We start from the raw sequence: 24,147 nt of genomic DNA on the forward strand, positions 1-24,147 counted from the left end.
GCTCGTGATCGTGCGCCGAACCTTGGTCCCCCGATTCGGCGAATTGTGACAAAGAATCCGCTCTTCCGAACCTGTGGAATAGCTCTACACGTCAGGTACGAGCCACTTACCGGCTAGGCCGCAACCGTCGATCGGTACCAGACGAGACGAGCCAAAGATCTCAGGAGGAAGCGTGGAACCCAGGAAGATTCGGGTCGGTATCGATACCGGCGGAACGTTCACCGACATCGTGGCAGTGGACGACGAAACCGGCGCCATCGTCACCACCAAGACCCCGTCCACCCCGGCGGACCCCGCCGAGGGCTTTCTCGCCGGTATCGAGAAGGTACTCGCCAAGCTCGGTGAGAGTGGCGACTCGATCGGTGCGGTCAGCCACGGTACGACCGTAGCGACGAACAAACTGCTCGAAGGCAAGGTCGAGAACCTCGGCTTCATCACCACCGAGGGCTACGAGCACGTTCTCGAAATCGCTCGTCAGTCGGTGCCGGACGGTTACGGCAACTCGTACTTCTGGGTCAAGCCCGAACGCATCGTCCCCGCCGATCGTGTACGCACCGTCGGTGGACGCCTTTCCTTCGACGGCAGCGAGATTCGTCCGCTCGACGAAGAGAGCGTTCGCAGCGCAGCGCAGTTCTTCAAGGACCGCGGGATCCGGACCATCGGCGTCTGCCTCATGCACTCGTACGCCGATCCGACGCACGAGGAGCGCGTACGCGACATCCTCTTCGAAGTTTTCCCCGATGCGACGGTGAGCATCTCGAGCCAGGTGCTGCGTGAGTACCGCGAATACGAGCGGTCCATCACCACACTCGTGGACGCCGCGGTCAAGCCGAACATCCGCAACTACGTGAACAACATCGCGAATCGTCTGCGTGAGTTCTCGACCACCGACGGCGAACCCCGCGACATCCCGTTCTACGTCATGAAGTCCAACGGCGGTGTCCTCTCGGCCAAAGAGGTTGTTCACCAGCCTATTACGACAGTCCTGTCGGGACCCGCCGCCGGAGCCCTCGGTGCTGCGCTGATCGCCGACGCCGCCGGCGTCGAGCAGGTGTTGACCTGTGACGGCGGCGGAACGTCGACGGATGTCACCGTCGTGGTTCGCGGCGAGCCCGCGCTGACCACCGAAGGGCGAGTGGGCAACTACCCGTCGAAGATCCCGATGATCGACGTCGTGACCGTCGGCGCCGGTGGTGGGTCGATCGCGTGGATGACGCCGGAACACACCCTCCGAGTCGGCCCGCAGTCGGCCGGCGCCGATCCCGGACCGTTGTGCTACGGCAAGGGCGGCAGCGAACCGACCATCACCGACGCGCACGTCCTGCTCGGTCGCATCCCACCCCACCTACTCGGTGGCGAGATTCCTCTCGACACGGAATTGGCTCGCAAGGGCCTCGAAGAGCTTGCAACACAGCTCAGTCTGGGCTTCGAGGAGTGCGCGGTCGGCGTCCTCGAGGTCTCGGCGTGGAACCAGGCCAACGCCCTGCGTCAGATCACCGTCAAGCGTGGCCTCGACGTTCGCGACTTCACCCTCGTGACGTTCGGCGGCTCCGGCTCCCTGCTCGCCTGCCGTCTCGTCGACATCCTGGGTCTGAAAGACGTTCTCGTCCCGCTCAATCCGGGTAACGTCTCCGCGTTCGGTCTGCTGACGGTCGATGTCCGCAACGACTACGTCCAGACGCATGTCAGTCGTCACGACCGGTTGAAGGCTGAAGACCTGCAGAGCCAGTTCGACGCGCTGGCCGGCGAAGCCGAGATCGCGCTTGCCGAAGAGGGTTTCGACGAGACGCAGCGCAAGTACTCCCGTACTGCGGATCTGCGCTACCTCGGTCAGGCATTCGAGGTGCGCGTCCCGGTGGCGGAAGGTACCGTCACGGCGCAGATCATGGACGACGCGGCCGAGGCGTTCCACCAGGCGCACCGCGAACTGTACGGCTACGACTTCCGGGGAGACCCGTCGCAGCACGTGGAATGGGTCAACCTGCGCGTGAGCGGCATCGGCCCGATCAAGCGTCCGACGCTCAAGGAGATCCCCGCCGGCACCGGCGCCGACACCGCCCGAACCGGTTCGCGGCAATCGTATTTCGACAGCTGGGTCGAAACTGCTACCTACGACCGCACACTGCTCGGTGCGGGTGACGTCATCGAAGGACCGGCCGTGATCGAGGAGTTCAGCTCGACTGTCCCGATCCACCCCGGATTCTCGGCACGTATCGACACCTTCGGGAACATTCGTATCTCGAAGTCTTCCGACTCGAACGGAGTGAAGTGATGACCGCCATTCTCGATGCTGCTGCTGCCACCGCGGCCAAGCCGTACCGACTCACCGCTACCGACGGCGCGTCACCTGACCCGATTCTGGTCGAGATCGTCGCCGGTTACCTCGCCAGCGTGGAAATGGAGGTGGAGACCTCCATTTCGCGCACCTCGCGCTCACCGATGATCCGTGACGCTCACGACTTCCGCGCCGGTATTCACGACCGGAACCTCCGCAAGCTCACGGGCCGTTCGTATTCCGCCCTGGTTCATCCGATCGCCCGGGACTTCCCACTCGAGACGATGAAGCCGGGAGACGTGTACTTCCACAACGACGTCTACCTGTCCGAAGGTGGCATCGGCCATCTCCCCGACCTCTGCGTCACGGTGCCTGTCTTCGCCCGCGTCACCCCCGATGCCGAGCCGAAAGTTGTTGCGTTCGTTCAGGCATTCGGTCACCACGACGACATCGGCGGTTGCTGCCCCGGCTCCATGCCGTCCGGCGCCACCACGGTGTACGAAGAGGGACTGATGGTTCCGCCGATCAAACTGTGGGACCAGGGAGTTCCCAACGAGGCGGCGCTGCGCATCATGACGCGTAACTCCCGCATGCCCGACGCTCTCGCAGCTGACCTCGACGCCGAGTGCTCGGCGTGCCTGATGGGTGCGCGTCGACTCACCGAATTGTTCGAGCGCTACGGCGTCGACACCGTCGAGTCGTGCTTCGACGCGATGATGGACGCGACCACCGAGACGTACCGTCGCGAGATCCTCAGCAAGATCCCGGTCGGTGAGTACACGTGGGAGGACTACGCCGAGCACGACGGCGTCGACGAGCCGATGCTCCACATCCAGCGCATCACGCTCACGAAGACGCGGCCGGAGGACGAGGGCGGCGAGCGACTCATCCTGGACTTCAACGGAACCGGACCGCAGGCAAAGGGCCCGATCAACCACTGCGGTGACTACGCGGACGGAAACTTCCTCATCAAGTGGTTGGCCCCGATTCTGCGTAACCTCGCGGACACCCCGGAGCGCATGGCCGAACTGGATGTCAACGAGGGCGTCGTACCGCTGATCGAGATGAAGTTCCCCGAAAAGGGAACACTGATCACCCCGATCTTCCCTGCCCCCACCAACGCGCGCACGTTCGTCATCCTCCGTCTGCTCGGAGTGCTGGCCGGCGTCGTCGCCAAGGCTGTGGACGGCAACATGCCCGCCGATCAGGAGACCATCAGGTACACCGGCGTTTACGGTGAGGACTTCGAGGGTCACTCGTACCTCATGCGTGAGGTGCTCGGCGGCGGTTCCGGCGGACGCTACTACGCCGACGGCGAGGACACGATTCACGTCGTTCCCGATTCACGGAACCTGCCGACCGAATTCACCGAGAGCCGTTTCCCCTTCATCGTCGAAAAGCTCGGTCTGGCCATGGATTCGGGCGGAGCCGGACGTTACCGCGGCGGCCTGGGATACGAGAAGCACATCCGCATGCTCAAGGATGCTCACTTCATGTCCATCGCGGACCGTTCGATTCTCGCCTGCTGGGGAGTCAAGGGTGGCAAGGCCGGTCGGCCGTTCTCCGTCGTCCTGGATCCGGGTGGACCGAACGAGCGTGAGTTCGACGCGCTGACCGATGCCGAGCCGATCAAGGCCGGCGAGGTCGTACGGATTCGCACCACCGGTGGTGGCGGTTGGGGAGATCCACTGGAGCGCCCGACCGAAGAGGTCTTGCGAGACATTCAGTGGCGCAAGGTTTCCGTCGAGGGTGCACGCGACGACTACGGCGTTGTCGTCGTGATCGAGGGTGACGAGCCGACCGTCGACGAGGCTGCTACCACGGAGCTACGGGATCAGTTGCGCTCGGAACGCGGTGAGAACGAACCCTTCTTCGATCGGGGTCCGGGCTACGCGCAGCTTTCCGGTGGCGCCACCTCAGCGGTCTACGACTACGTCTAGGACGGAAAACTCTCATGGAGAACGGAATTGCTCGCGGCGCCGACATCGCGGTGATCGGCGCCGCGGGTAAGACCGGTGAGGCAGTCGTCGCTGCACTGCCGCCGAGCGTGACAGTTCGGCGACTGGTGCGAAAGGCGCGTGTCGACGGGGACTTCGAGGTAGAACTGGAAAGCGGAAGCGGACTGCGCAAGGCGCTCGCCGGGTGCCGAGGCGTGTACTTCATTGCCCCGAACGTCCATCCCGACGAGCCCGCACTGCTTCGCAATGCGCTGACGGCAGCGGCTTCGGCGGGAGTGGAGCACTTTGTCTATCACTCCGTCGCGTGGCCGTTCAGCCCGTCCATGCCGCATCACCTGGACAAAGCCAGGTGTGAGGACGAACTGCATCGTTCACCCTTGAAATGGACTGTGCTGCAACCGTGTGCGTACGCGCAGAATTTCGAGGCGGTACTCACTGGTCGGTCTGACACCATCGTCCTGCCGTACAGCGCGGAAACGAAGTTCTCGTTCGTGAGTTTGGCGGACGTGGCGGCTGTTGCCGCGGTCGTACTGAGCGAGGGCTCGGGTGAACATCACGGAGCGACGTACGAGGTGGGCGGCCCGCAAGCTCTGAGCGTCATGGAGGTGGCACAGATGGTGGAAAAGCAGACGTCACGGACCGTCGCGATAGATCAGATCAGCGTGGATCAATGGCGCGAACAGATCGGCAGCAGCCTTGACGTCAACGCCAGCTCGCGTCTGGCGGCGATGTTCGAGTTCTACAACCACCACGATTTTCTTGCCGGCAGCGCGGCCGTCGAACTGCTTCTGGGTCGCCGACCGATGGCCGTCGAGAGCCTGATTCGCTGAATCCGGCTACGAAATGCCTCCTGCCGCCCAGACCACCAGTGGGGGCAGGGCGGCCAGGATCAGGCAGACCGTTCCGTTGAGCCACTTGTGCTCCACCGTGACGGCGGCGAACTCGCGCAGAATGGCGCTCGGCAGGTAGTACCGGGCGGTGTGGGAACCGATGACTTCCGCATCCAGATCGAGGCTTCGGGCAAACGTCGCAGTTCGGAGGATGTGGAAGTTGCTGGTGACCAGCACCATTCGAGGCTTCGTGGTGTTGGCACGGAGAAGGTCCCTGGTGTACTCGAGGTTCTCGAGCGTGGTGGTCGAGCGGTCCTCGAGAATCACGCTCTCGCGCGGTATCCCGTGATCGACGAGGTAGACGCACATTGCCTCCGCCTCGCTGACCACCTCGTCCGAACCCTTCCCACCGCTCACGACCAACAGTGGTGAACGTCCTTCGCGGACCTCGGCGCGAAAGACGTCGGCCGCCTTGTCCAGACGGCTGGCAAGCAGGGGCGTCACGTCGGCGCCCGAAAGCCCGGCGCCGTGAACCACTATCGCGTCCATCCCGGGCTGGTACTTCTGGCGTCCGTAGACGTAGGAGTAGAGCAGAAAGCTCGTGAACAGAAACCCCAGGTACGACGCGACCAGGCTGAACGATCCGAGAACGACTGCGAGCCAATATCTCTGCGTCAGCAGCGCTGATGCGAGCAACACGTAGGGAACGAGCAGGCCGAGTCCGGCGACGAGTGAGAGCAGATTCGCGACGTTGAATCCCTCGCGCCGCAGCATCGTGACTCCGTTGACGATCAGGAATCCTGCAAGCAGGAGCACCAGCAACGGCGAGAGCAGAGCGATCGTCGCGATGACGAACGACGGGACCTCGGTGCCTGGCGCACCCGACTGCAACATCCACAGACCGGTGAAGATCAGTCCGAGAAGTAGGTAGACGCCGTTGCTCAGCCTCCGTCGATCCTGCCTGAACCGGTAGCCGCAGAATCCGAGCAGCGCGAGGCCGATGAGGAGAAGGATCACGGAGCCAGCCTAGGCGAGGCGCTTACGACACGGGCGCCGTCACCTTCGACTGCTGGATCGCGGACAGGACCCTGGTACGGCACTCGATGAACAGTGGGTCTGCCTTGGTGGTCAGTTGATCTCGAGACCCGACTAGAGGAGGAGGACGGCATGCCGCCGGATAACTGCCGGCGAAAAGGAACAGCACCTTCCCGCCTCGACGCCCCAAGGCGCCGAGGCCTGCTGCGGACATGGCATCAGGATCTCACTTGTTGTTCACCTGGGAAGTGACCGTCGTGAATGGAAGCACGAGCCGTGAGCGATGTGCCGCGTCGCGGTAGATCTTGTGAGTGACGGGACGACCCACGGGAAGGTGGAACGCGTCCGGCGGGAGCAGTGCGTTGTGCTCGTCTGCCAACGGCTCTGCGTTGGACAACTCCACGGTCAGCTTGTGGCCCGGCTTGAAGGTATTCGCGAACGGGTAGAGGCGCAGCACGTACTCCTCGATCTTGCCCGGCTCCACCGGCACCGCACGGGTGTGTGGGTGGTGCGGGTTGCCCTCGGTGGTTCGCTCGTCCAACTCGCGGTGCGAGGCCTTCAGATAGCCGGAAGTGATCAGCTGGCGCTTACCGTTCGGGGCGTAATCCCACAGGCGCAGAATGAAATTCGAATCGCTCTGGTCGATCTCCGCGAAGATGTGCGCGGCTCCGGTGCCGATCATCTCCGTGGACTCCTCGAAAACCGGTGTGCTCCAGGCCAGGATCTCGACCTTGTCGGTGACGGTGAGTGGGGCCTGGTAGAAGCCGTCAGGGGCGGCGTACTCGGCGCCCATCGGCTCCGGTTCGGTAGCGAGTTTGTGACGTGGGCGCAGGTACAGCGACTTGTACTCGATATCCTTTGGTGGCCAATGGTTTCCGGTGGCCAGTTCGCGTGAGCCTTCGACGAAGACGCTCACGGCCGGCTCGGCCATGACACCGTTGTCGATGCCCTTGATCCAGTAGTCGTACCAGCGGAACATCTTGTCGTGCTCTTCGATGAAGGGGCGCGACTGCATCGGCGGGTAGGGGCCGATATCGAGCTTCTTCGGGCCCTTCAACGCGTCGAAGAGCTCGATCGTGCCGTCCATCGTCCAGCCGCGGCCCTGGTCGATCTGCAGGTAAACCGGGATATCGATGTTGGGAGCCAGCGTGATCGGGTTGCGCTCCTCGTACCAGTCGCCGTCCAACTCGTTCATCACGATGTCGAACCAGGCTTCGTGGTTCTTCGGATAGTTCAGCACGTGAACCAGATTCGGCCAGGCGGCGACGTCGGGATCCTGCAGGCGCTCGGCGACGCGTTTCTCGACCTCTTCGGGGCTATACGTCTCGAGCATGCGGGACTTGACGTTGTCGGTGAACGCCCAGCCGGAGTCGCCGCCGCGACCTTCACGGGCGGCGCGCGGCATGAACCACATGATGCCACCGTGGTAGGTGGTCTCGTAGAAGTCGTAGTGGCCGCCGCTCACGTAGATCGCCTTCAGGTGCGGCGGACGCTCAGCGGCGGCCAACACCTGCATGGAGCCGAAGTACGAGATGCCGACCATGCCGACGTTTCCGTCACACCACGGCTGTGCCGCAACCCATTCGATGAAGTCGTAGGCATCCAGTCCGAGCGAGACGCCACCGGCGTTGTAGTTGCCGATGTGCTCGCCTTCGGACGCACCGGAGCCGCGCAGGTCACCGATGACGTGAACGTAGTCCTCGCTGACGATGCGCGCGATGTCGCCGGCTTCGATGCAGCCGTCCCACATCGGGCTGGGGCGTCGTTGCGGCGGCGTCGTCAGGGCAAGCGCCTGCAGTTCCTTGCCGTATGGACTCAGTGCAACGAGCGCCGGCCGCGGCTTTCCGTCGACGCCCTCGTAGGCGTCTGCCGCCAACTCGATCCCGTCGCGCATCGGGATCCGGAGATCTTTGCGGATGTGGATTGCCTGTCCACCTGCGTTGAATGTTTCGAATTCGGCCATGGGTCAACGACTCCTATTCTTCTTCGTCGTACTGAGTGCGGTAGCCGTGCATCGTTGTGAAGAACGGGGACGGTTCGAGAGTGGGGTCGCCCTCGTAGCCGAGTTCCTCGGCGACAGGTGCAAACGGTGAGTACGCCGAGTCCGTCTCCGGCGGACCGCCGCACAGGCACTGATGCGCTGCACCGCGGACGCCGACCTCGATGTCGACACTCTCGCGCAATGCCTCGGATGCCTGTTCGCGGTCGAGTTCGACGTCGTAGGCGACACCGTCGGCCCGGCGGTACGGATGCCCCAGATACAGGTGGTTCGGGCGGATCTCGTCACGCAGGTACCGAAGACTCGACCGGTACGCGAGAGGATCTTCGTAGCCGGGGAAGCCGTTGGCCGCTCCGTGGACCTGCACGGCGTCGCCGACGAACACGTCGTTCTGGCCGTCAACCACGTAGGCGACAGATCCGGCCGTGTGGCCGGGGATGGAATGCACCGATACGGTGACACCGCCGCCGAGGGAGAGGGTTTCGCCGCCTCGAACCAGTATGGACGGCTCCATCTCGCCGGAGATGACTGCTTTCGCCGACGCCATCTGCTTCTCCACACCCTGCGGGTCGTCGAGGTATTGCCCACGCCCCGTCAGGTATTCGTCGACGTGCGCCTGCCGGGAGCGCAACAGGTGTGCGTCGGCCTCGTGGATCACAACCTGAGCACGCCTGCCTGTGAGTTCCCACAGGGCGTGGGCGCCACCGATGTGGTCAATGTGGCCGTGGGTCAACAGGATCCAGCGAACATCTTCGATCCGGCGCCCGATTGCCTCGAGCGCCGGGGCCATACCCTGCGCCGGCGACGACGCGATCCCGGTGTCGACGATTGCGAGTTCGGGGGCGTCGATCAGGAAGCTGTAGAGGCCGAATCGGCCCCACGGCGAGACGAGCGGATGAATCTTCACGTCGTCTGTCATGTCACTCACCGGTGGAACGGAGGAAGGCGGCAGTCTCCCCGAACACCTTGTGGTACTCCGGGATCCAGGAGAAGTTCTGCGCGAACCCGTGGTTGGCGCCGGCATAACGGCTCACCGTCACCTCGACGCCGGCTTCCTTCAGGCGCTGGCCGTACAACTCGCCCTCGTCACGCATCGGGTCGTACTCGGCCGTGACGATCAGTGCCGGGGGTAGCCCGGAAAGATCCTCACGCTTGATCGGTGAGACAAGCGGGTTCGCCGCGTCAGCACCGCTCTGGAAATAGAAACTGTTGAAGCCCTTCAGTCCTGCCGTCTCCACGCCGTACCCTTCGGCGTTCTCCCGCAGAGATTCGTAGCGATCGACGTCGAAGTCCAGGTCCAGCGAGGGGTAGAGAAGTACCTGGTGCGTGATGCGGTCGAATCCCTCGTCGTGTGCCAGTGCAGCGACGGCGGCAACAAAAGTGCCACCCGAACTGTCGCCGGCCAGCGCGAGAGTCTTCCCGTCCCACTTCAGAGCCTCGCCGTTCTCCGCTGCCCAGCGCACTACCGCGTGGCAATCCTCGAGACCGGCCGGGAAGGCCGCCTCGGGAGCGAGACGGTAGTCGACGGAGATGACCTCGAGGCCGGTCTCCTTCGCGAGGTTGCGCGCAACGTGGTCATGCGTGTTCAGGCTGCCGAGGAAGAACGCGCCGCCATGGAAGTACACCAACAGTCCGTACGCGTCGGCGTCAACCGGTGTGTAGATCCGGACGGGCACGTCGCCCGCGGCCGTGTCCTCGACAGCGTGCAGTGGCAGGCGCTGTTCCAGCGGAGCTACGTGCGTCTCGTCGCCGGCGCGCATGAGCGCAGGGTCGAGCGGTCCCTCGGGCGGGGCCGGCAGGGTGGCGATGAGCTCAGCGATCTGGGGATGCAAGGGCATGTCGTGGCTTCCTTACTTGGTCGCAGCCGGCTGAGCTGCCGTCTTCTGGCCGGGGAACACGTCGTTGACTTCGTCTTCGGTCCAGCCCTGACGCGAGATGCGCTGCAGCTCGTCCGTCACCGGCTTGCGGTTTGCCTGGTACAACGCCAGTGCTTCCTTGACGGAATCGGCTTCCTTCAGAGCGTCGGCGAGACCGCCGGCGTCCAGGATCGCCGAGTTCGCGCCCTGGCCCTGGTGATGCAGCATCGAGTGGGCGGCGTCGCCCACGAGGGCAACAGAGTCGGTGTGCCACACATCAACCGGGTCGATGTCGTAGACCGCGCGAATGCTCACCGTGTCCATGTCGAGGTCGCGAGCGATGTTCACGATCCGCTCGTCGAAACCTTCGAGTGTCGCCAGGATGTCTTCCTTGGTGATCGTCGGCGCCCACGTGCTGTCCGGGCACAGCGCGGTGATGTCGAAGGAGACCTGGCCGCGGTGGCGCAGCGGCAGCAGGTAGACCTTCGTGCCCCGTCCGATGTACATGCGGAGGTTGTCGTCCGTCGCCATGCCGTAGGCGTCGTCAACCGAGATGACCGTGCGGTACGCGTGCTCGCCGGAGAACACGGGGCCCTTGTCGCTGAAAAGCTGTTGCCGCACAACTGACTTGATGCCGTCGGCGCCGATGACCAGATCGGCTTCGACGGTCGTGCCGTTGGTGAAGGTGAGCACGGAGCGATCGCCCTTGTCCTCGAGAGTCTCGAGTTTGTGGCCGAGATGCACCATGCCTTCGGGGAGTACGCCGAGCAGAGCGTCGATGAAGTCGCCGCGGTGGATCAGGTGAGTCTTGGTGCCCTCGGTGTCGCCGGGGACAGCGGGCCACTCCTCTTTCATGATCGGATCATTTGTGCCGGTGAGGATTTCGAAGTAGTCACTCGGCGAGCTGACCTGCGCGACGGCGTCGAAGATGCCCCACTGGCGGAAGCGATCCATAGTGGACGGACGCAGACCGATGCCGGCGCCGACCTCCCGGATCTGGCTAGCTTGCTCGTACACGGTGACATCGGCGCCGAGCAGGCTCAGGGCCTTGGCTGCGGCAGCGCCGGCGTATCCCGCGCCGACGATGGCGATTTTCAGGTTCTCGAGCTCTGAAGACTGCATTGTTCTTAGTCCTTGCTAGTTCTGGATGGTCAAGAAGTCGGCCGGATTCTCGACGAACAACTTGGTGATGGTGGCTTCGTCCAACCCGGCTTCGCGCAGGTCGGGAATGAGGTCTTCGAAGAGGTAGTTCAGGGTGTGGCCCTTGACGCCCGGCCATCCGAGCGGGCTGCAGTTGGCGTCGACGCCCGCGAGTGCCTGATCCAAGTGGCCTTTGCCGAGGAAGCGCAGGAAGTGGTCAAGGCGCTCCTTGCGGGGGCGTGCCCAAAACGGCGGGTCCGGGAGTTCGGTCTCGTAGCCGAACGTGTCGAAGCCGACGCGTCCACCCTGTTCGGCAATCCAGGTGTCACGCGTCTTGTCGGCGTTCACACCGTCGTCGACGTGCCCGAACAGCACCCGATCCAGCGGCAAGCCCTCGTCGTTGAAGATTTTGATTGCGTTCTCGGCGTCGATAGCCAGGTGCGTCAGGATCGGCACGCCGGTGCTCAGCGCAGCGCGAGCGGCCGCGCGGTAGATGCGCTTGTCCAGATCCGTCATCCGGCCACCCCGGCTCACGCCGACCTTGATGACACCGGCCTTGCTGCCGGTATTGCCGATGCCGACGGTGATCTCATGAACGAACTGACTCGTGAGGTACTCGACGTTTGCTCGTTCGAAGAACGGAAGTGCGGTGTCGCCGCCGACAAAGCCGGTGCACGCGATGATGTGGACGCCGGTCTTGGCGGACAGCGACTTGTAGTAGTCGACGTCACGGCCGTTGCAGATTCCGGTGACGTCGACGAAGGTTCCGCCGCCGTACTCGTGAAATTTCCGAAGCTTGGGGACGGTCTCGGAGTACCGCTCCTCGGGGGTCTTCCACCACTTCGTGTCCAGCTCGGAGCCCGGCATGCCGTACCCGATGTGCTCGTGGATGGCCACGATCCCGAGTTCCTCGGCGGGGATCGACCCCAGAACGGTGTTCACTCTCGACACAACACTCACCTCTAAGAAGATTCGAAAATTGGATGGTTATCCGTTGTCGCGGTGGGTCAGCCCACGGCTCGCGTCGGCGTAGCCCCTGACGCGCTGAGCAAGTCGCGCGGGTTGTCGACGAGGATGCGCTGCACATCCAGCTCGCTCAGTCCCTGCGCTGTGAGGGCGGGGACAAACGTCGACAGGATGTAGCTGAACGGCAGATCGTTCCCGGGATGACCCTTGGCGACGCCGGTTGCGTTGCTGGAGAGCAGAATCCGGTTTCCGTAGCCGGCTTTGATCAGCTCGGCAATCAAAGCGGCACGCTCGGCGTCGGTGATGTGGACGTCATTTGCTGTGCCTACGTGGTCCAGCGCGACATAGGCGCCGCGGCGGGCGATTTCGGCCGGGGCGCCGGCGGCGACGGCGTCTTTCCGGTCGAGTCCGCCGACGACGACGCGCTCTGCCGGCAGCTTCTCTTCCGCGAGGATCTCGAGGTCGGCCACCGCATCGTTGCCGTAGCGGATGGAGACAGGGGTGCCGGTGGCGAGCGCGGCGCGGGCCGCTCCGCGGAACAGGCTTTCCTCGGTGGCGGTCATTCCCTCGTGATTGGCGGCGGTAGCCACCAGTCCGGGGATACCGCGACGCTCTACGCGCGGAATCACCATGCCATCGGTGATTTCCTGAGTGAATAGTTCGGCGAACTTCTCTGCCGGCCAGGGAGTCGGCGGATTGGTCTGCGGCGTAAGGAAATAACCGCCGAGCATCTCCTCCGGACCGAGGCCCGTAGACGTGACGATGTGCACGCCGGTGGTGCGTGAGAGAGCCTCGTACAGCTTGACGTCGCGACCGTGGAACATGCCGGTGGCGTCGACGATCGTCGCTCCGCCGTGTTCTCGGAAATCCTTCAGTTTGTCCGTCAGGGTCTCGAAGATGTCGGCGCGGTCCATCGGGATGTCGAATGCGTATTCCGCACCCGGAAGCACTGACAGCAGTGCTTCGTGGACCGCGACAACACCCAACTGGTTGGCGGGAACGGGGCCGAGAACGGTGTTGACGGTGTTGCCTTCAGCGATCTGGTCGACCTTCATCGGCATTTCCTTTCGTCATCGTCATGCCTGCATGACGTGGTAGCGATCACAGTAGCCATTAACATTACAAAGCGTCAAGTGAGTTGGTTAACAGACATCTGACTTGCCGGACTGATTTGTGGCTTTGCTGCGGCTAGAATCTGTGGCCATGTCGCTTCGCGCCGCTCAAAAACAGATGACCTACGAGCTTTTCCTTGCCAAGGCACTGGAATTGTTCGGCGAGAAGGGCTACTCCGCGACCACGATCGACGACATCGCGTCGGCTGCAGGTTCGACCCGGACTACCTTCTACCTGCACTTCTCGTCCAAGGCGGACGTGATGAGTGCGCTGCTGACCAAGGTCGACGCGATCCTTACCGCGGCTGACAACCCCACACTGACCGCGGTGGTTGCCTCCGGCTCGCGAGGCGAAATCCACGCATGGCTCGACCGCAAGTTCTCCCAATGGGACGAGATCAAGCCCTACCTCACCGCGTCCTACGAGGCGTCATACGAGCCGGACGTCGAGGCCAAGACCGAGCAGTGGTTCGAGTCCGCCGTCGAGGACATGACCGCGGGGCTGGACACGGCGAAGCGTCTGCCGGCCGACCGGCGCCGGATCCGCTGCGTGCTGGCTTTCGGGCAGCTCGAGCACCTCTCGCGGCGCTACTTCTCCATCGGCTGGCGGACCCCGCGCGAGATCTGCCTCGACGAAATCACCGAATCCTGGTGCTACTTGCTCGCAGCGGACAACTGAGGTTCACCGGCCTTATCGGACGTTGACGTCGTCGGCCACATTGGCGATCTCATGCAGTACGTCGGTGCCCATATCGACTGCGGCTTCGGACTCCGGGCGGCTTCCGAAGAGTCCGAACAGGGTCAGGACACCGGACGCGGCGGCGCACAGCGCGCACACCAGGAACGCCAGGCTGTAGCCGCTACCGAGCGACGAGAACGCCAGATCGCTGATCACGGAAGGCATTGCGAGCATTGGATTGTCGGGTCCGGGTGCCAGGCTCGGATCGGTCGGCACCGGAATGACCGGCATCGAGTTGAGCGCCATCGCGCCGCCCTGCTCGCCGATCCCCATGACGGCGCCGGCATGAGCCTGACCGAGATCGGATTCACCGACAGCTGCGCCGAGGCCGTCCCTGACTTCGTTGTTGGCGACACTGTTCGCAATAGCAGCGACGAGAACGGGTCCGAGTGCAAAGCCGAAGTCACGCAACAGGTTTGTCGTGGCACTTGCCATGCCGGCCAAGCGCAACGGCACGGTGTTGATGGCCACCGCGGTGATCGACGCGACCGTGAAGGCGAACCCGACGCCGAGCAGCAGCATCGGCACGATGAAGTCCGTCCACGTCGAGGTCTGGACGTCGAACTGCGAGCAGATGAAGCCGGCGATCGCGATCAGTGCAAAGCCCGACGTCAGCACCCATCGCGGTGAAACGCTGTGGATCAGGCGGGATACGAGCGGCACCAGCAGGAACGCGGGACCCTGGATGACCAGGAACAACACGCCGATTTTGAGCGGTGAGACATGCTGAACCGCACCGAGCCAGATGCTCATCGAGAAGCAGAGTCCCAGGAACGCGAACATGCCGACGACGGCGGTGATACCCGAGATCGCGTAGACCCGATTGGCAAACAGGTTCAGGTGCAGCAGTGGCACTTCGGTGCGCAATTCGATGACGACAAACGCGGCCAGGGATACGACGCCGATGACAAAGCCGACGACGATCGTGGTGTTGCCCCAACCGATCTCGGATCCCTGCGTCAGCGCCCAGAGCAGGGCGATCAGGCCGACCGCCAACGTTGCCTGACCGGGGAGGTCGAGCTTGCGGCCTTCCGGCGACGACGAGTCCTGCGCGCCCAGTGAAACGACAAACGAGATCAGTGCGGCGGCGATCACTGCACCGAAAGCCCAACGCCAGCTGCCGAATTCGGTGAGTACGGCGGCCATCATCGGCGAGAGTGCGGCACCGAGGGACAGGAAGCCCGCCCACAGTGCGATCGCCCTGGCGCGGGCCTGGGCGTCGGGTGCTGCAGCGGCGATCATCGCCAGCGAGATCGGGTAGAGCGCGCCGGCGCCGATACCCGCGATGGCCTGGCCGATCCACATCAGGTGGACTTCCTGCGCACTTGCACACAGGGCTGCGCCGACGACGATCAGCAGCGCGCCACCGAGTAGCAGTCGTTTGCGGCCGAACATGTCACCGAGCACGCCGAAGGTCAGTTCGAAAACCACCATCGTCGTGGCAAAAGCGGCGCTGATCCACGTGAGTTCTGCGCCGGAGATGTTGAAGTCCTGCTGGAAGGTTCCGTTCAGGGCGCCGGGCAGCGAGTACGCCACCTGGGCCACCATGACGGCCAGGCATGCGGCCACGAGAGTCGCTACGTAGCGCGATGGCCGCGCAGTCGGGTTACTCATTTCTGTGAGCTCCTTGCTCGAGGATTCCGAACCGCCGGATCGGCAGTCCGAGCACGCTTGTGATACGTGTCACGCACTGAGTGAGCAAGGTGTCACATCGGTTTACGGTCTGTCAAGCAAATTCTGTATCGCGGATATTGGTGGACAGAGCACGTTTTCGGCAAAGTTCACACCCCTTCCAGCGCGCTGAAAGGGGTGTGAGCTCGAGGAAGAGGGTGCTAACTGGGCGCGGCTACTTCGACGAGAATCCCCCGTAACCAGGATTTGAACTCGGCATCGGCCAGGCGTGGGTTCCACACCATGTCGACGACCAACGGTGCGACCGGTAGCGGGAACTCCTCGATCCGCAGGTCAACCCGCGCGGCCATCGCGACCGCGACTCGATAGGTGTGCAAGGCAACTCCACCGGCCGTTGCCACCAGGTGCGGGATGAGCAGGTGATCGGAAATCAACGTCCCGATGCGGTAGTCCACTCCGTGCGCGTCCAGCGAGGCGTACGGCGGCACGCGGTGACGGGAGTCGTAGGTGACATGAGGCAACGACGTCAGCAGCTGTAGTGCAGATGCCTCGGGGTCGCTGTCGCGGTGGGCGATCACCACCCATCGGTTCTCGTACAGGCGTTCGCGCGGATACGGCGAATGGAATGCCTCTGACAGAAGTACGACGTCCACGCCGTTGTCGGTGAAGTCGGCGGCCTGCGGCGCGACAAAATTGCGGATGCGCAGCGTCGCATTCGGGGCTCGGTCGGCAACCAGTCTTGCCAACTCCGCCCCGACCACGAAGGCGGTGCTGGTAGTCATCGCAACTGTGATGGTGCGGCTGTCGTGAGCGGGGTCGAAGCCTGGGAAGTTCACCACTCGCGCAGTCTGGCGTAGCACTTCACGCAGTGGATCGATCAGCTCCAGCGCGCGCGGAGTGAGCACCAGTCCGCTCCCCTGCCGCACAACCAGATCGTCCCCAATCATCCGGCGCATCCTGCCCAGGGCGTGACTCATCGCGGGTTGGGTCATGCCTACCCTGGCGGCGGCTCGCGTGACCGAACCCTCTTCGAGCAGCGCAAGCAGCGGTACCAGCAGGTTGAGGTTGACCCCGCCGAGGCGCTCCAGGCCGAGATCGCCATCGTGGTTCCGGGGTTGGTTCATCCACACGAAGTTACGCGGCCTGCGTCATCCGGCGGTCGAGGCCATGCGTCGCAGTCTCGGGATTGCAATGCGGTGGTTGACCGCGACGGCGACGCCGCGGCCGTCGTCGTGAGTCCAGCGCATCACCGACGGTCCGTCTGGCCGCTCGCCGACGAGGAACTCGGGTTCTCCCGCCACCGGCAAGTGACCGGTGGCCTTGAGGTTCAACCCGAACTGCTCGGTCCAGAAGTACGGATCGAGGTCGAGCTCCGGCGCTTCATCGCCGGTCAAGAGTGCGACGGCGGCAACTTTTGCCTGTTCTATTGCGCTGCTCCACAACGGAATCCGTCGTATTCCTTGACGCGTGGGGATGGCCGCGACGTCCCCGGCTGCCACGATGTTCGGCCGAATCCGTCCTCGTGAATCTGCTTCGAGAGGGCCGTCTGCGAGTCCGCTGGTAGCCAACCACTCCGTGTTGGGTATGTCGCCGATCGCAGTGACGATCAGTTCGGCCTCGATCCGAGATCCGTCTCGCAGGATCACTCCGCGAGGACCGTCGATCCGAGCGGCCGACCCGTCGACGATGGTCAGTCCCTGTGCCACCGCGGTCGCGGTGAACGCTTCGGACAGGTGTGGACCCAGGTGCGAGAGCATCGGCCTGCCGTCGGCCACCACTGTGACCTGACACCCCACAGCCATGGCCGCTGATGCGATCTCCATTCCCAGCGGCCCGGCCCCGACGACTACGACGGACGGCTGGGCGGCCAGTCGTTCGCGCAGAACCCAGGCATCGTCGAGCGTGCGCAGCGTCAGCTCCGCGCTATCCACACCTCCCAGTCGGCGAGCCCGTGAACCGGACGCGATGACCAGTCCGTCGTACGGCAAGTCCGTACCGTCGTCGAGGTGCACCCGGCGTGATTCGACGTCGAGGCCGACTGCCGCCACCCCGAGCATCTCGGTGGCCTGGTGCATCGGCGAAGCCAGTTCGGGGGAGCTGCCGTCGACCAAGAGTGCCTTGGAGAGCGCCGGCCGTGAATATGCCGTCCAGGGTTCGTCCCCCACGATGGTCAGGCTGCCGTCGAATCCGGCGGTTCGAAGACTGTCGCAGGCAGTCTGGCCTGCAATTCCATTGCCGACGACCAGAATTCGTCGACGAGCGTCAGTGCCGTTCATGCCAGTTTGAGTGCGGCGACGGGGCAGACCCGGACAGCTGCGCCGGCGTCGGCGAGCTCGCGGCTTCCCTCGGCGAACTCTTCGAGGTCGAGGACCAGTTCACCCTCGTCGTCGAGGTGCATCAACTTGGGGGCAACACTTTCGCATAGGCCATGGCCTTCGCAACGGGGCCGATCGAGCACAATTCTCATGCGGGGATCACTTTCAGGACGTCGAGTTGATTGATAGAGCGAGTAATGTTGCTGGGCAACAGAATCGGATCGGCAGCCACAATCCGTCGAGCGTGCTTGGCCAGTGCCCTGATGACAGCCTGGCCTTCCAGACGAGCCAGCCCTTGCCCGGCGCAGCCGTGCGAGCCGTAACCGAAGGAGAGATGGTCCACCGGATTCCGTTCGACCGAAAAGGTGTCGGGATTCTCGTAATGCCGTGAGTCGCGATTGCCCGCACCGAAGAGAATCGCAACCTGGGATCCAGCCGGGACGAGCGTTCCGTCGATCTCGACATCCTTGGTGACAAAGCGCCCCCACGCATGCACCGGCGCCCAGAATCGGAGCGTCTCGTTGAATGCTGCCGGTGCCAGCTCGGGATTCTGGTGGACTAGATCGAATTGGTCCGGAAAGGCTGAGAACAGCGCGACGATGTTGCCGATCGCGGCGATCGTCGTATCGACTCCCGCGCCCAGATACTGGTGGATGATCTTGCCGGCAGTATCGGGTGGGATCGCTCCCCGGGCCTCGGCATCGAATATGCCGCGGCCCACCGACTCTGGTGCCAGATCCTCGGCGCGGACTTGCGCGCACCAGCCGTAGAGCTCTCCGGCAATGGGGAAGTTCTCGGCAGTCCGTTGGTTCATCGGGCCGATAACCTCCATCGCGGCTTGTCCCCAGCGCAGCATGTCGTTGCGCACCGAGCCGGTGAAGCCGATCAGATCGGCGACGATCTCGAGGGGGAATGCGCGTGCCAGCGCATCGATGGCGTCGAACGATCCCTGGGTAACCAGGTCCGCGACCAGGGCGTCGGCCTTGGTCTGGATCTGGCCCGCGAGCCCGCGCAACGCACGTGGGGAGAGGTTCTCCGTCAGTGTCGCCCGTAGTTCGGTGTGAACAGGTGGATCCGACGCCAGCGACGTGCCTTGTAATGCCTCGTTGACCATCGGGTTGAATCCGACGCTGCGGGACGAGAACGTGCCGGGATCAGCCAACGCGTCGCGGATCGCGTCGTAGCGCGTCAGGGCGTAGACGTCATTGGTGGTCAGGTGCACCGCTGCGCCGAGTTCGCGGAGTTCGGCGTAAATCGGATAGGGATCGGTCAGGACGTCGTCGGCGAACAAGTCGACGGTGGAAGTGGCGGGAGAATTGGGCATACACCCAGTGAAGTGACTGCAGTCACATAAATCCAACTCATATTTTGCATGGCGGAACATGCGTCAAATTAATGTTCTGCGTGCCAGGTCAGCCTCGATGCGATCGGCAGCCATGCGCAGAGTTGCCACCAGGGACGGCAACTGCTGCCGGTCGTAGCGCACGGACGGGATTGAAACCGACAGTCCGGCAAGGGCTTTGCCGTTGGCATCGCGCACCGGTACTCCGACGGCGACGACGCCGCGCTCGGAGCGGCCCTGGTTGACCGCAAACCCGTGCTTGTGAATCCGCGCCAGTTCGGCACGCAATTTCGGCAGATCCGGCTGGTCGGTCGCATCCGCGTCTGACCTGCTCTCGTAGGCCTGGCCCAGTTCGTCGGCGGAGAGTTCGGCGAGCAGTAGCAACCCGCCGGAAAGGCGGTGTGCCGGAAAGACCATGCCCTCGCGTGATCCGACGCGCAGTACCTGAGCGGACTCCACCGAGACGATGAACCGGGCCTCGACGCCGGTGCGAATGGTCAGATTGGCAGACTCTCCGACCGCCTGGACCAGGAGTTCCATGTGTGGCAGCGCGGCCGATCGCAGCAACGAGGTCGCGGAGCGCGAGTGTTCGGCCAGTTCCAGGACGGGCCCGGCGCCGTACTGACGGCCGGGGTGCTGCACTGCGAAGTCCCGGTAGACCAGCATTTGCAGTAGCCGGTGTGCTGTCGATCTGGCGACCCCGAGTCGCTCTGCCGCTTCCGCGACGGTTAGGTTTCCCTCCAATTGCAGGATTGTCGCCAATCTCAGTGCATGGTCGACGCTGGCGATCGCATACGCCGGCGGGGTTTTCTGTGGCTTCTCCATGATTCTGTATAGCAGAATCTAGTGTTCTGTCTTGAATAATCCAGTCACTCTTATGTCATGACTTCGACCGACTCCCCCGTCCGGCTCCACGCCGTCGACGCGCCAGGCCAGCCGGATGTGACCCCAGCGCTCGAGGAGCTGTACCGCGGCTTCGAGTCAGAACTGTTGGTGCCGTTGTGGACTGAGATCGGCGATCTCATGCCGGCTCATCCGCGCTCGCGCGCTGTCCCGCACCTGTGGAAGTGGGAGAACCTGGTTCGCCTTGCCGAGCAAGCCGGCGAGATCGTCCCGGTCGGCCGCGGTGGTGAGCGTCGCGCGATTGCGCTGGCGAACCCGTCACTGGGTGGCCGGCCCTTCGCCACCCCCACCTTGTGGGCGGCGATCCAGTACTTGATGCCGGGCGAGGATGCTCCCGAGCACCGCCACACCCAGCACGCATTCCGATTTGTCGTCGAAGGCTCCGGCGTCTGGACGGTCGTCGGCGGTGACGCCGTCTCGATGAACCGCGGCGATTTCCTGCCGCAGGCGGGCTGGAACTGGCACGCCCACCACAACGCCACCGACAAGCCGATGGCGTGGATCGACGGCCTGGACATCCCGTTCCAGTACCTGACGGAAGCACAGTTCTTCGAGTTCGGGCGCGACGAGATCAGTGACGCCGAGCGCATCACTCCCGAGCGCTCCCGGTCCGAACGTTTGTGGGGTCACCCCGGCCTGCGCCCGCTCAGTGCCACCCAGGTCGCTCCCGGCAGCCCACTGCTCTCGTACAAGTGGGAGTTCACCGACCGTGCACTGCGCGATCAGCTTGCGATCGAAGCCGAAGGTTACGGCGGCACAGTCGAACCAGGCCACGCGGCGGTTCGCTACACCAACCCGCACACCGGCGGCGACGTCCTGCCGACGATGCGCACCGAGTTCCACCGCATCGTCCGCGGCGCCGAGACCGCTCCGGTGAAGGAGACCGGCTCGAGCGTCTACCAGGTGTTCGACGGTTCCGGCACGGTGACTGTTGGCGACCGCACCTGGACAGTGACGCGCGGCGACCTGTTCGTCGTTCCGTCCTGGACGCCGTTCTCCGCGAAATCGGAAGCGGGAAAGACGGACTCGGATTCCGGCGCACTCGACCTTTTCCGCTTCGGCGACGCACCCGTCTTCGAAGCACTGCAGCTCAACCGAATGGAGATTTCACGATGAGGCTCACGACAATTCGCACCGGCGGAACGACGCGCGCAGTCAAGCTCGACGGCGACCGTCTGGTCGACCTCGGCGAGAGCGATCTGGGAATCTTTCTTGCCCATGAGGATTGGAAGCTTCGCGCAGAAGCTGTATCGGCCGACGATGCCAGCACCTACCCGCTCGAGGGTGCAGACTTCGCACCGGTAGTGCCGCAGCCGTCGAAGGTCATTTGTGTCGGTCACAACTACACGAATCACATCAAGGAGATGGGCCGCGAACTCCCGTCGTATCCGACGCTGTTCCCGAAGTTCGCCGACAGCCTGATCGGCGCGAACGACGACATCGTCCGGCCGGACGAGACCGAGGCCTTCGACTGGGAGGTCGAGCTGGTCATCGTCATCGGCAAGCAGGTGCGCCGCGCCGACGACGCTCAGGCCGAGGCTGCGATCGCCGGTTTCACCGTCATGAACGATGTGTCGGTGCGCGACTGGCAGTTCCGCACGATCGAGTGGACCCAGGGCAAGATCTGGGATTCCACGACTCCGGTCGGACCCTTCCTCGTGACGCCGGACGAGGTCGGCGGAGTCCGCCCGGCTCTCGAGGTCACGACAACCGTCGACGGCGAAGTAATGCAGCGTGATGACACCGGCACACTGCTTTTCGATCCGATCACGCTCGTGAAGTACATCTCGACCATCACGCGCCTCAATCCGGGCGACATGATCGCAACCGGAACCCCCGCTGGTGTCGGCCATGCCCGCGATCCGAAGGTCTACCTGCTCGGGGGCGAGAGCGTTGTTACTGCAATCTCGGGTCTCGGTGCGTGCACCAACAAGGTGGTGAAGGAATGACTGACGCCCGGCGCTGGATGGAGCACGGGACGCAGCTGTTCCTGAGCGGCGTCACCGGACTCGACGACGCCGGTGTGGCGGCGCCGTCTGGCCTTCCGGGCTGGGGTCGGCGCCACCTTCTCGCTCACGTCGCCGCCAACGCCGAAGCGCTCCGTAACCTCGTCCATTGGGCCGAAACCGGCGAGGAGACACCGATGTACGCCTCCTCCGACGCCCGCGCCCGCGGGATCGAGGAAGGTTCCCAGTTGCCGGCGGCCACTCTGCTCGCGTGGCCGCGGTCCTCGGCCGAGAAGCTCGACGCTGCAATGGCGTCACTCTCCGACGAGCAGTGGGCACAGCTGATCGTGACAGCCCAGGGTCGGACCGTCCCAGCCACGGAGATCCCGTGGATGCGGGCACGGGAGGTGTGCGTCCATGCCGTTGATCTCGGTACTGGCGTCACCTTCGCCGATCTACCGGCCGATTTCCTTGTGGCGCTTGGTAATGACATCGTGGGCAAGCGCAGCGCGGTGCCTGGCGTGGCGCTTCGGCTCGAAGCTGCCGACGCATCAGCGGTGTGGGACCTTCCCGGCGCGGATGCACCGGTTAGCGTCACCGGTCCGCTTGCCGACCTGGTCGCCTATCTGAGCGGCCGCCCTCACGATCTGTCGACAACTGACGGATCTCCCGTGCCGGTACTACCGGCGTGGCTGTGAACGGAGCACATCATGAACACACCTGACGTCATTGTCGTCGGTGGCGGCATCGGCGGTCTCAGTGCAGCATTTGCCCTGACGCGACAGGGTCTTACCGTGCGAGTGCTCGAGCGGTCCGCCGAATTCGGTGAGGTGGGCGCGGGCCTGCAGCTCGCACCGAACTGCACCCGCATCTTGAACGAGTACGGTCTATTGGACGAGGCTAAAAGCCTTGGCGTCGTGCCCACGTCGATGGTGATGCGTGATGCCGTCGACGCGTCGGAGCTGACGAAGCTGGACCTGACCGATCTCGAACGCCGGTACGGGTTTCCGTACCTGGTCATCCACCGTAGCGACTTGCACAGACTGTTCCTGCGTGCGTGCGAGCGTGCCGGAGTCGAACTTGTCACCGACGCCAAGGCTGTTGCCTACGAGAATTCCGAGGCCGGTGCGCAGGTGTGTCTTTCGAGTGGTGAGGTGCACGAAGCCGGTGTGGTCATCGCCGCTGACGGTTTGCACTCGGTTGCACGCAAGCTGTTGGTCGACGACGAACCTGTGTCGTCCGCTTATGTCGCTTACCGTGGCACGGTTCCGGTGGCGGATTTGGCCGACCGTCCCGTCGATCTGTCGGAGGTCGTGGTCTACGTCGGGCCGGGGCATCACTTTGTGCACTACGGCCTTCGCGGCGGTGAGATGCTCAACCAGGTTGCCGTCTTCGAGTCACCGAAAGCAATTGCAGGCGAGGAGGACTGGGGCACACCTGATGAACTCGACGCGGCATTCGCTGAGTCCTGCTCGGAGGTGCGCGAAGGTATCCCGTTCATGTGGCGTGACAAGTGGTGGCGGATGTACGACCGCGACCCGATCATGACGTGGGTTTCGGGCCGGATCGCTTTGCTCGGAGATGCGGCACACCCGCCGTTGCAGTACATGGCACAGGGCGCGATCATGGCGATCGAAGACGGCTGGGTACTCGCTGAACACGTTGCTCGTCTGCGGAGTGCCGACGGCGTGATCGACTGGGACGCAGCTCTCGCGGCCTATGAGGCCGTTCGCCCTGAGCATTGCCGCCGGGTACTGACGACGGCCCGCGTCTGGGGCGAGCTGTGGCACCTTGACGGAGCGGAACGGCAGCAGCGAAATCTGTTGCTGCGAGCCCGCGGAACACAGGACTACACCTACACCGACTGGATTTACGGGCCGACCGCCCTGGTCCCCGAGGACGAGTCGCCGCTGTATCCGATAGTCCCCCTCGCCTCAGCCGCGGAATTGGTCGTGAACCGCTGAGATTCATGGGTTAGTCCGACTCGAGAATCTCGGCACCCCAATCGACACGGTCGGCCAACCGCAATAACGTGCGTCGGCGCGTAGTGCTGGTTTCGCCGATGTGCGCGATCCGGCCGTAGATGTGGGCGCGGAAGT

At 63.9% G+C, this 24,147-nt stretch carries 22 protein-coding genes; 8 read left to right on the forward strand and 14 right to left on the reverse strand.

Annotated elements, in window-relative coordinates; translation table 11 throughout:
• Nucleotides 1–172: 172 nt before the first annotated feature.
• From RWT78_RS16860 to RWT78_RS16870, 3 genes are read left to right on the forward strand one after another with little or no spacing between them, the layout of a single operon-like run.
• On the forward strand, nt 173–2,272 hold the full coding sequence (locus tag RWT78_RS16860) for a hydantoinase/oxoprolinase family protein (protein ID WP_003946077.1): 2,100 nt from the start codon (nt 173–175) through the stop codon (nt 2,270–2,272).
• Complete coding sequence (locus RWT78_RS16865; RefSeq protein ID WP_007735492.1) at nt 2,272–4,215, forward strand: hydantoinase B/oxoprolinase family protein; 1,944 nt, start codon at nt 2,272–2,274, stop codon at nt 4,213–4,215. Before RWT78_RS16860 ends, RWT78_RS16865 begins: the two co-directional genes overlap by 1 nt.
• A 14-nt stretch (nt 4,216–4,229) precedes the next feature.
• A complete protein-coding gene (locus RWT78_RS16870; protein ID WP_314676801.1) occupies nt 4,230–5,063 on the forward strand; it encodes an NmrA family NAD(P)-binding protein in 834 nt (277 codons plus the stop codon).
• Nucleotides 5,064–5,069: 6 nt separating this feature from the next.
• On the opposite strand, the gene RWT78_RS16875 is transcribed toward RWT78_RS16870, so the two are convergent.
• Genes RWT78_RS16875 through RWT78_RS16910 form a run of 8 tightly spaced genes read right to left on the reverse strand, consistent with a single transcriptional unit; the run spans nt 5,070 to nt 13,114 of the window.
• Nucleotides 5,070–6,080, reverse strand: coding sequence for a YdcF family protein (locus tag RWT78_RS16875; protein ID WP_314676803.1), 1,011 nt, complete (start codon nt 6,078–6,080; stop codon nt 5,070–5,072).
• Nucleotides 6,081–6,102: 22 nt separating this feature from the next.
• Nucleotides 6,103–6,312, reverse strand: a complete 210-nt coding sequence (locus tag RWT78_RS16880; protein ID WP_314676804.1) for a hypothetical protein — start codon at nt 6,310–6,312, stop codon at nt 6,103–6,105.
• Between the two features lie 12 nt (nt 6,313–6,324).
• Nucleotides 6,325–8,061, reverse strand: coding sequence for a CocE/NonD family hydrolase (locus tag RWT78_RS16885; RefSeq protein WP_219468347.1), 1,737 nt, complete (start codon nt 8,059–8,061; stop codon nt 6,325–6,327).
• A gap of 13 nt (nt 8,062–8,074) precedes the next feature.
• Nucleotides 8,075–9,016: an MBL fold metallo-hydrolase gene (locus RWT78_RS16890; protein WP_219468350.1), complete on the reverse strand. Its 942-nt coding sequence runs from the start codon at nt 9,014–9,016 to the stop codon at nt 8,075–8,077.
• A 1-nt stretch (nt 9,017) separates the two neighbouring features.
• Nucleotides 9,018–9,935 carry an alpha/beta hydrolase gene (locus RWT78_RS16895; RefSeq protein ID WP_219468353.1) on the reverse strand — a complete coding sequence of 306 codons (918 nt, stop codon included), beginning with the start codon at nt 9,933–9,935 and terminating at the stop codon, nt 9,018–9,020.
• 12 nt (nt 9,936–9,947) lie between these two features.
• Nucleotides 9,948–11,075, reverse strand: a complete 1,128-nt coding sequence (locus tag RWT78_RS16900) for an NAD(P)/FAD-dependent oxidoreductase (protein ID WP_219468357.1) — start codon at nt 11,073–11,075, stop codon at nt 9,948–9,950.
• A 15-nt stretch (nt 11,076–11,090) separates the two neighbouring features.
• Entirely contained in the window at nt 11,091–12,044 is a 954-nt protein-coding gene (locus RWT78_RS16905) for a phosphotriesterase (RefSeq protein ID WP_219468360.1), read from the reverse strand.
• Nucleotides 12,045–12,100: 56 nt separating this feature from the next.
• The gene (locus tag RWT78_RS16910; RefSeq protein ID WP_314676812.1) at nt 12,101–13,114 is read right to left on the reverse strand and encodes a phosphotriesterase; all 1,014 of its coding nucleotides are present in this window, start codon (nt 13,112–13,114) and stop codon (nt 12,101–12,103) included.
• 148 nt (nt 13,115–13,262) lie between these two features.
• Between RWT78_RS16910 and RWT78_RS16915 the strand changes: the two genes are divergently transcribed.
• On the forward strand, nt 13,263–13,850 hold the full coding sequence (locus RWT78_RS16915; RefSeq protein ID WP_045065917.1) for a TetR/AcrR family transcriptional regulator: 588 nt from the start codon (nt 13,263–13,265) through the stop codon (nt 13,848–13,850).
• Nucleotides 13,851–13,862: 12 nt separating this feature from the next.
• Here RWT78_RS16915 and RWT78_RS16920 read toward each other — a convergent pair whose 3' ends face one another.
• The 6 genes from RWT78_RS16920 to RWT78_RS16945 form a co-directional block, all read right to left on the reverse strand.
• The gene (locus RWT78_RS16920) at nt 13,863–15,524 is read right to left on the reverse strand and encodes an MFS transporter (protein ID WP_219468367.1); all 1,662 of its coding nucleotides are present in this window, start codon (nt 15,522–15,524) and stop codon (nt 13,863–13,865) included.
• Between the two features lie 218 nt (nt 15,525–15,742).
• Entirely contained in the window at nt 15,743–16,666 is a 924-nt protein-coding gene (locus RWT78_RS16925; RefSeq protein ID WP_219468371.1) for a LysR family transcriptional regulator, read from the reverse strand.
• 24 nt (nt 16,667–16,690) lie between these two features.
• A complete protein-coding gene (locus tag RWT78_RS16930) occupies nt 16,691–17,818 on the reverse strand; it encodes an NAD(P)/FAD-dependent oxidoreductase (RefSeq protein WP_228401517.1) in 1,128 nt (375 codons plus the stop codon).
• A complete protein-coding gene (locus tag RWT78_RS16935; RefSeq protein WP_219468377.1) occupies nt 17,815–18,009 on the reverse strand; it encodes a ferredoxin in 195 nt (64 codons plus the stop codon). Before RWT78_RS16935 ends, RWT78_RS16930 begins: the two co-directional genes overlap by 4 nt.
• Nucleotides 18,006–19,181, reverse strand: coding sequence for a cytochrome P450 (locus RWT78_RS16940; protein WP_219468380.1), 1,176 nt, complete (start codon nt 19,179–19,181; stop codon nt 18,006–18,008). The genes RWT78_RS16935 and RWT78_RS16940 overlap by 4 nt, the downstream gene beginning before the upstream one ends.
• Nucleotides 19,182–19,244: 63 nt before the next feature.
• Nucleotides 19,245–20,024, reverse strand: coding sequence for an IclR family transcriptional regulator (locus tag RWT78_RS16945; RefSeq protein ID WP_314676815.1), 780 nt, complete (start codon nt 20,022–20,024; stop codon nt 19,245–19,247).
• 57 nt (nt 20,025–20,081) lie between these two features.
• Between RWT78_RS16945 and RWT78_RS16950 the strand changes: the two genes are divergently transcribed.
• From RWT78_RS16950 to RWT78_RS16965, 4 genes are read left to right on the forward strand one after another with little or no spacing between them, the layout of a single operon-like run.
• A complete protein-coding gene (locus tag RWT78_RS16950) occupies nt 20,082–21,218 on the forward strand; it encodes a cupin domain-containing protein (protein ID WP_219110434.1) in 1,137 nt (378 codons plus the stop codon).
• On the forward strand, nt 21,215–22,051 hold the full coding sequence (locus RWT78_RS16955) for a fumarylacetoacetate hydrolase family protein (protein ID WP_228401515.1): 837 nt from the start codon (nt 21,215–21,217) through the stop codon (nt 22,049–22,051). The genes RWT78_RS16950 and RWT78_RS16955 overlap by 4 nt, the downstream gene beginning before the upstream one ends.
• Complete coding sequence (locus RWT78_RS16960; protein WP_219468389.1) at nt 22,048–22,746, forward strand: maleylpyruvate isomerase family mycothiol-dependent enzyme; 699 nt, start codon at nt 22,048–22,050, stop codon at nt 22,744–22,746. Before RWT78_RS16955 ends, RWT78_RS16960 begins: the two co-directional genes overlap by 4 nt.
• 12 nt (nt 22,747–22,758) lie before the next feature.
• Nucleotides 22,759–24,012 (forward strand): FAD-dependent oxidoreductase, encoded by a 1,254-nt coding sequence (locus RWT78_RS16965; RefSeq protein WP_219468393.1) that lies wholly within the window; start codon nt 22,759–22,761, stop codon nt 24,010–24,012.
• Nucleotides 24,013–24,147: the final 135 nt, after the last annotated feature.

This window comes from uncultured Rhodococcus sp. (assembly GCF_963525155.1).
GTDB lineage: Bacteria > Actinomycetota > Actinomycetes > Mycobacteriales > Mycobacteriaceae > Rhodococcus_F > Rhodococcus_F qingshengii.

Bases quoted from the DNA above. Each gene is read 5' to 3' on its own strand.
- RWT78_RS16865 (WP_007735492.1), top strand. From the start codon at position 2,272: ATGACCGCCATTCTCGATGCTGCTGCTGCCACCGCGGCCAAGCCGTAC.
- RWT78_RS16870 (WP_314676801.1), top strand. From the start codon at position 4,230: ATGGAGAACGGAATTGCTCGCGGCGCCGACATCGCGGTGATCGGCGCC.
- RWT78_RS16880 (WP_314676804.1), bottom strand. From the start codon at position 6,312: ATGTCCGCAGCAGGCCTCGGCGCCTTGGGGCGTCGAGGCGGGAAGGTG.
- RWT78_RS16885 (WP_219468347.1), bottom strand. From the start codon at position 8,061: ATGGCCGAATTCGAAACATTCAACGCAGGTGGACAGGCAATCCACATC.
- RWT78_RS16890 (WP_219468350.1), bottom strand. From the start codon at position 9,016: ATGACAGACGACGTGAAGATTCATCCGCTCGTCTCGCCGTGGGGCCGA.
- RWT78_RS16895 (WP_219468353.1), bottom strand. From the start codon at position 9,935: ATGCCCTTGCATCCCCAGATCGCTGAGCTCATCGCCACCCTGCCGGCC.
- RWT78_RS16900 (WP_219468357.1), bottom strand. From the start codon at position 11,075: ATGCAGTCTTCAGAGCTCGAGAACCTGAAAATCGCCATCGTCGGCGCG.
- RWT78_RS16910 (WP_314676812.1), bottom strand. From the start codon at position 13,114: ATGAAGGTCGACCAGATCGCTGAAGGCAACACCGTCAACACCGTTCTC.
- RWT78_RS16915 (WP_045065917.1), top strand. From the start codon at position 13,263: ATGTCGCTTCGCGCCGCTCAAAAACAGATGACCTACGAGCTTTTCCTT.
- RWT78_RS16920 (WP_219468367.1), bottom strand. From the start codon at position 15,524: ATGAGTAACCCGACTGCGCGGCCATCGCGCTACGTAGCGACTCTCGTG.
- RWT78_RS16925 (WP_219468371.1), bottom strand. From the start codon at position 16,666: ATGAACCAACCCCGGAACCACGATGGCGATCTCGGCCTGGAGCGCCTC.
- RWT78_RS16930 (WP_228401517.1), bottom strand. From the start codon at position 17,818: ATGAACGGCACTGACGCTCGTCGACGAATTCTGGTCGTCGGCAATGGA.
- RWT78_RS16935 (WP_219468377.1), bottom strand. From the start codon at position 18,009: ATGAGAATTGTGCTCGATCGGCCCCGTTGCGAAGGCCATGGCCTATGC.
- RWT78_RS16940 (WP_219468380.1), bottom strand. From the start codon at position 19,181: ATGCCCAATTCTCCCGCCACTTCCACCGTCGACTTGTTCGCCGACGAC.
- RWT78_RS16945 (WP_314676815.1), bottom strand. From the start codon at position 20,024: ATGGAGAAGCCACAGAAAACCCCGCCGGCGTATGCGATCGCCAGCGTC.
- RWT78_RS16950 (WP_219110434.1), top strand. From the start codon at position 20,082: ATGACTTCGACCGACTCCCCCGTCCGGCTCCACGCCGTCGACGCGCCA.
- RWT78_RS16955 (WP_228401515.1), top strand. From the start codon at position 21,215: ATGAGGCTCACGACAATTCGCACCGGCGGAACGACGCGCGCAGTCAAG.
- RWT78_RS16960 (WP_219468389.1), top strand. From the start codon at position 22,048: ATGACTGACGCCCGGCGCTGGATGGAGCACGGGACGCAGCTGTTCCTG.
- RWT78_RS16965 (WP_219468393.1), top strand. From the start codon at position 22,759: ATGAACACACCTGACGTCATTGTCGTCGGTGGCGGCATCGGCGGTCTC.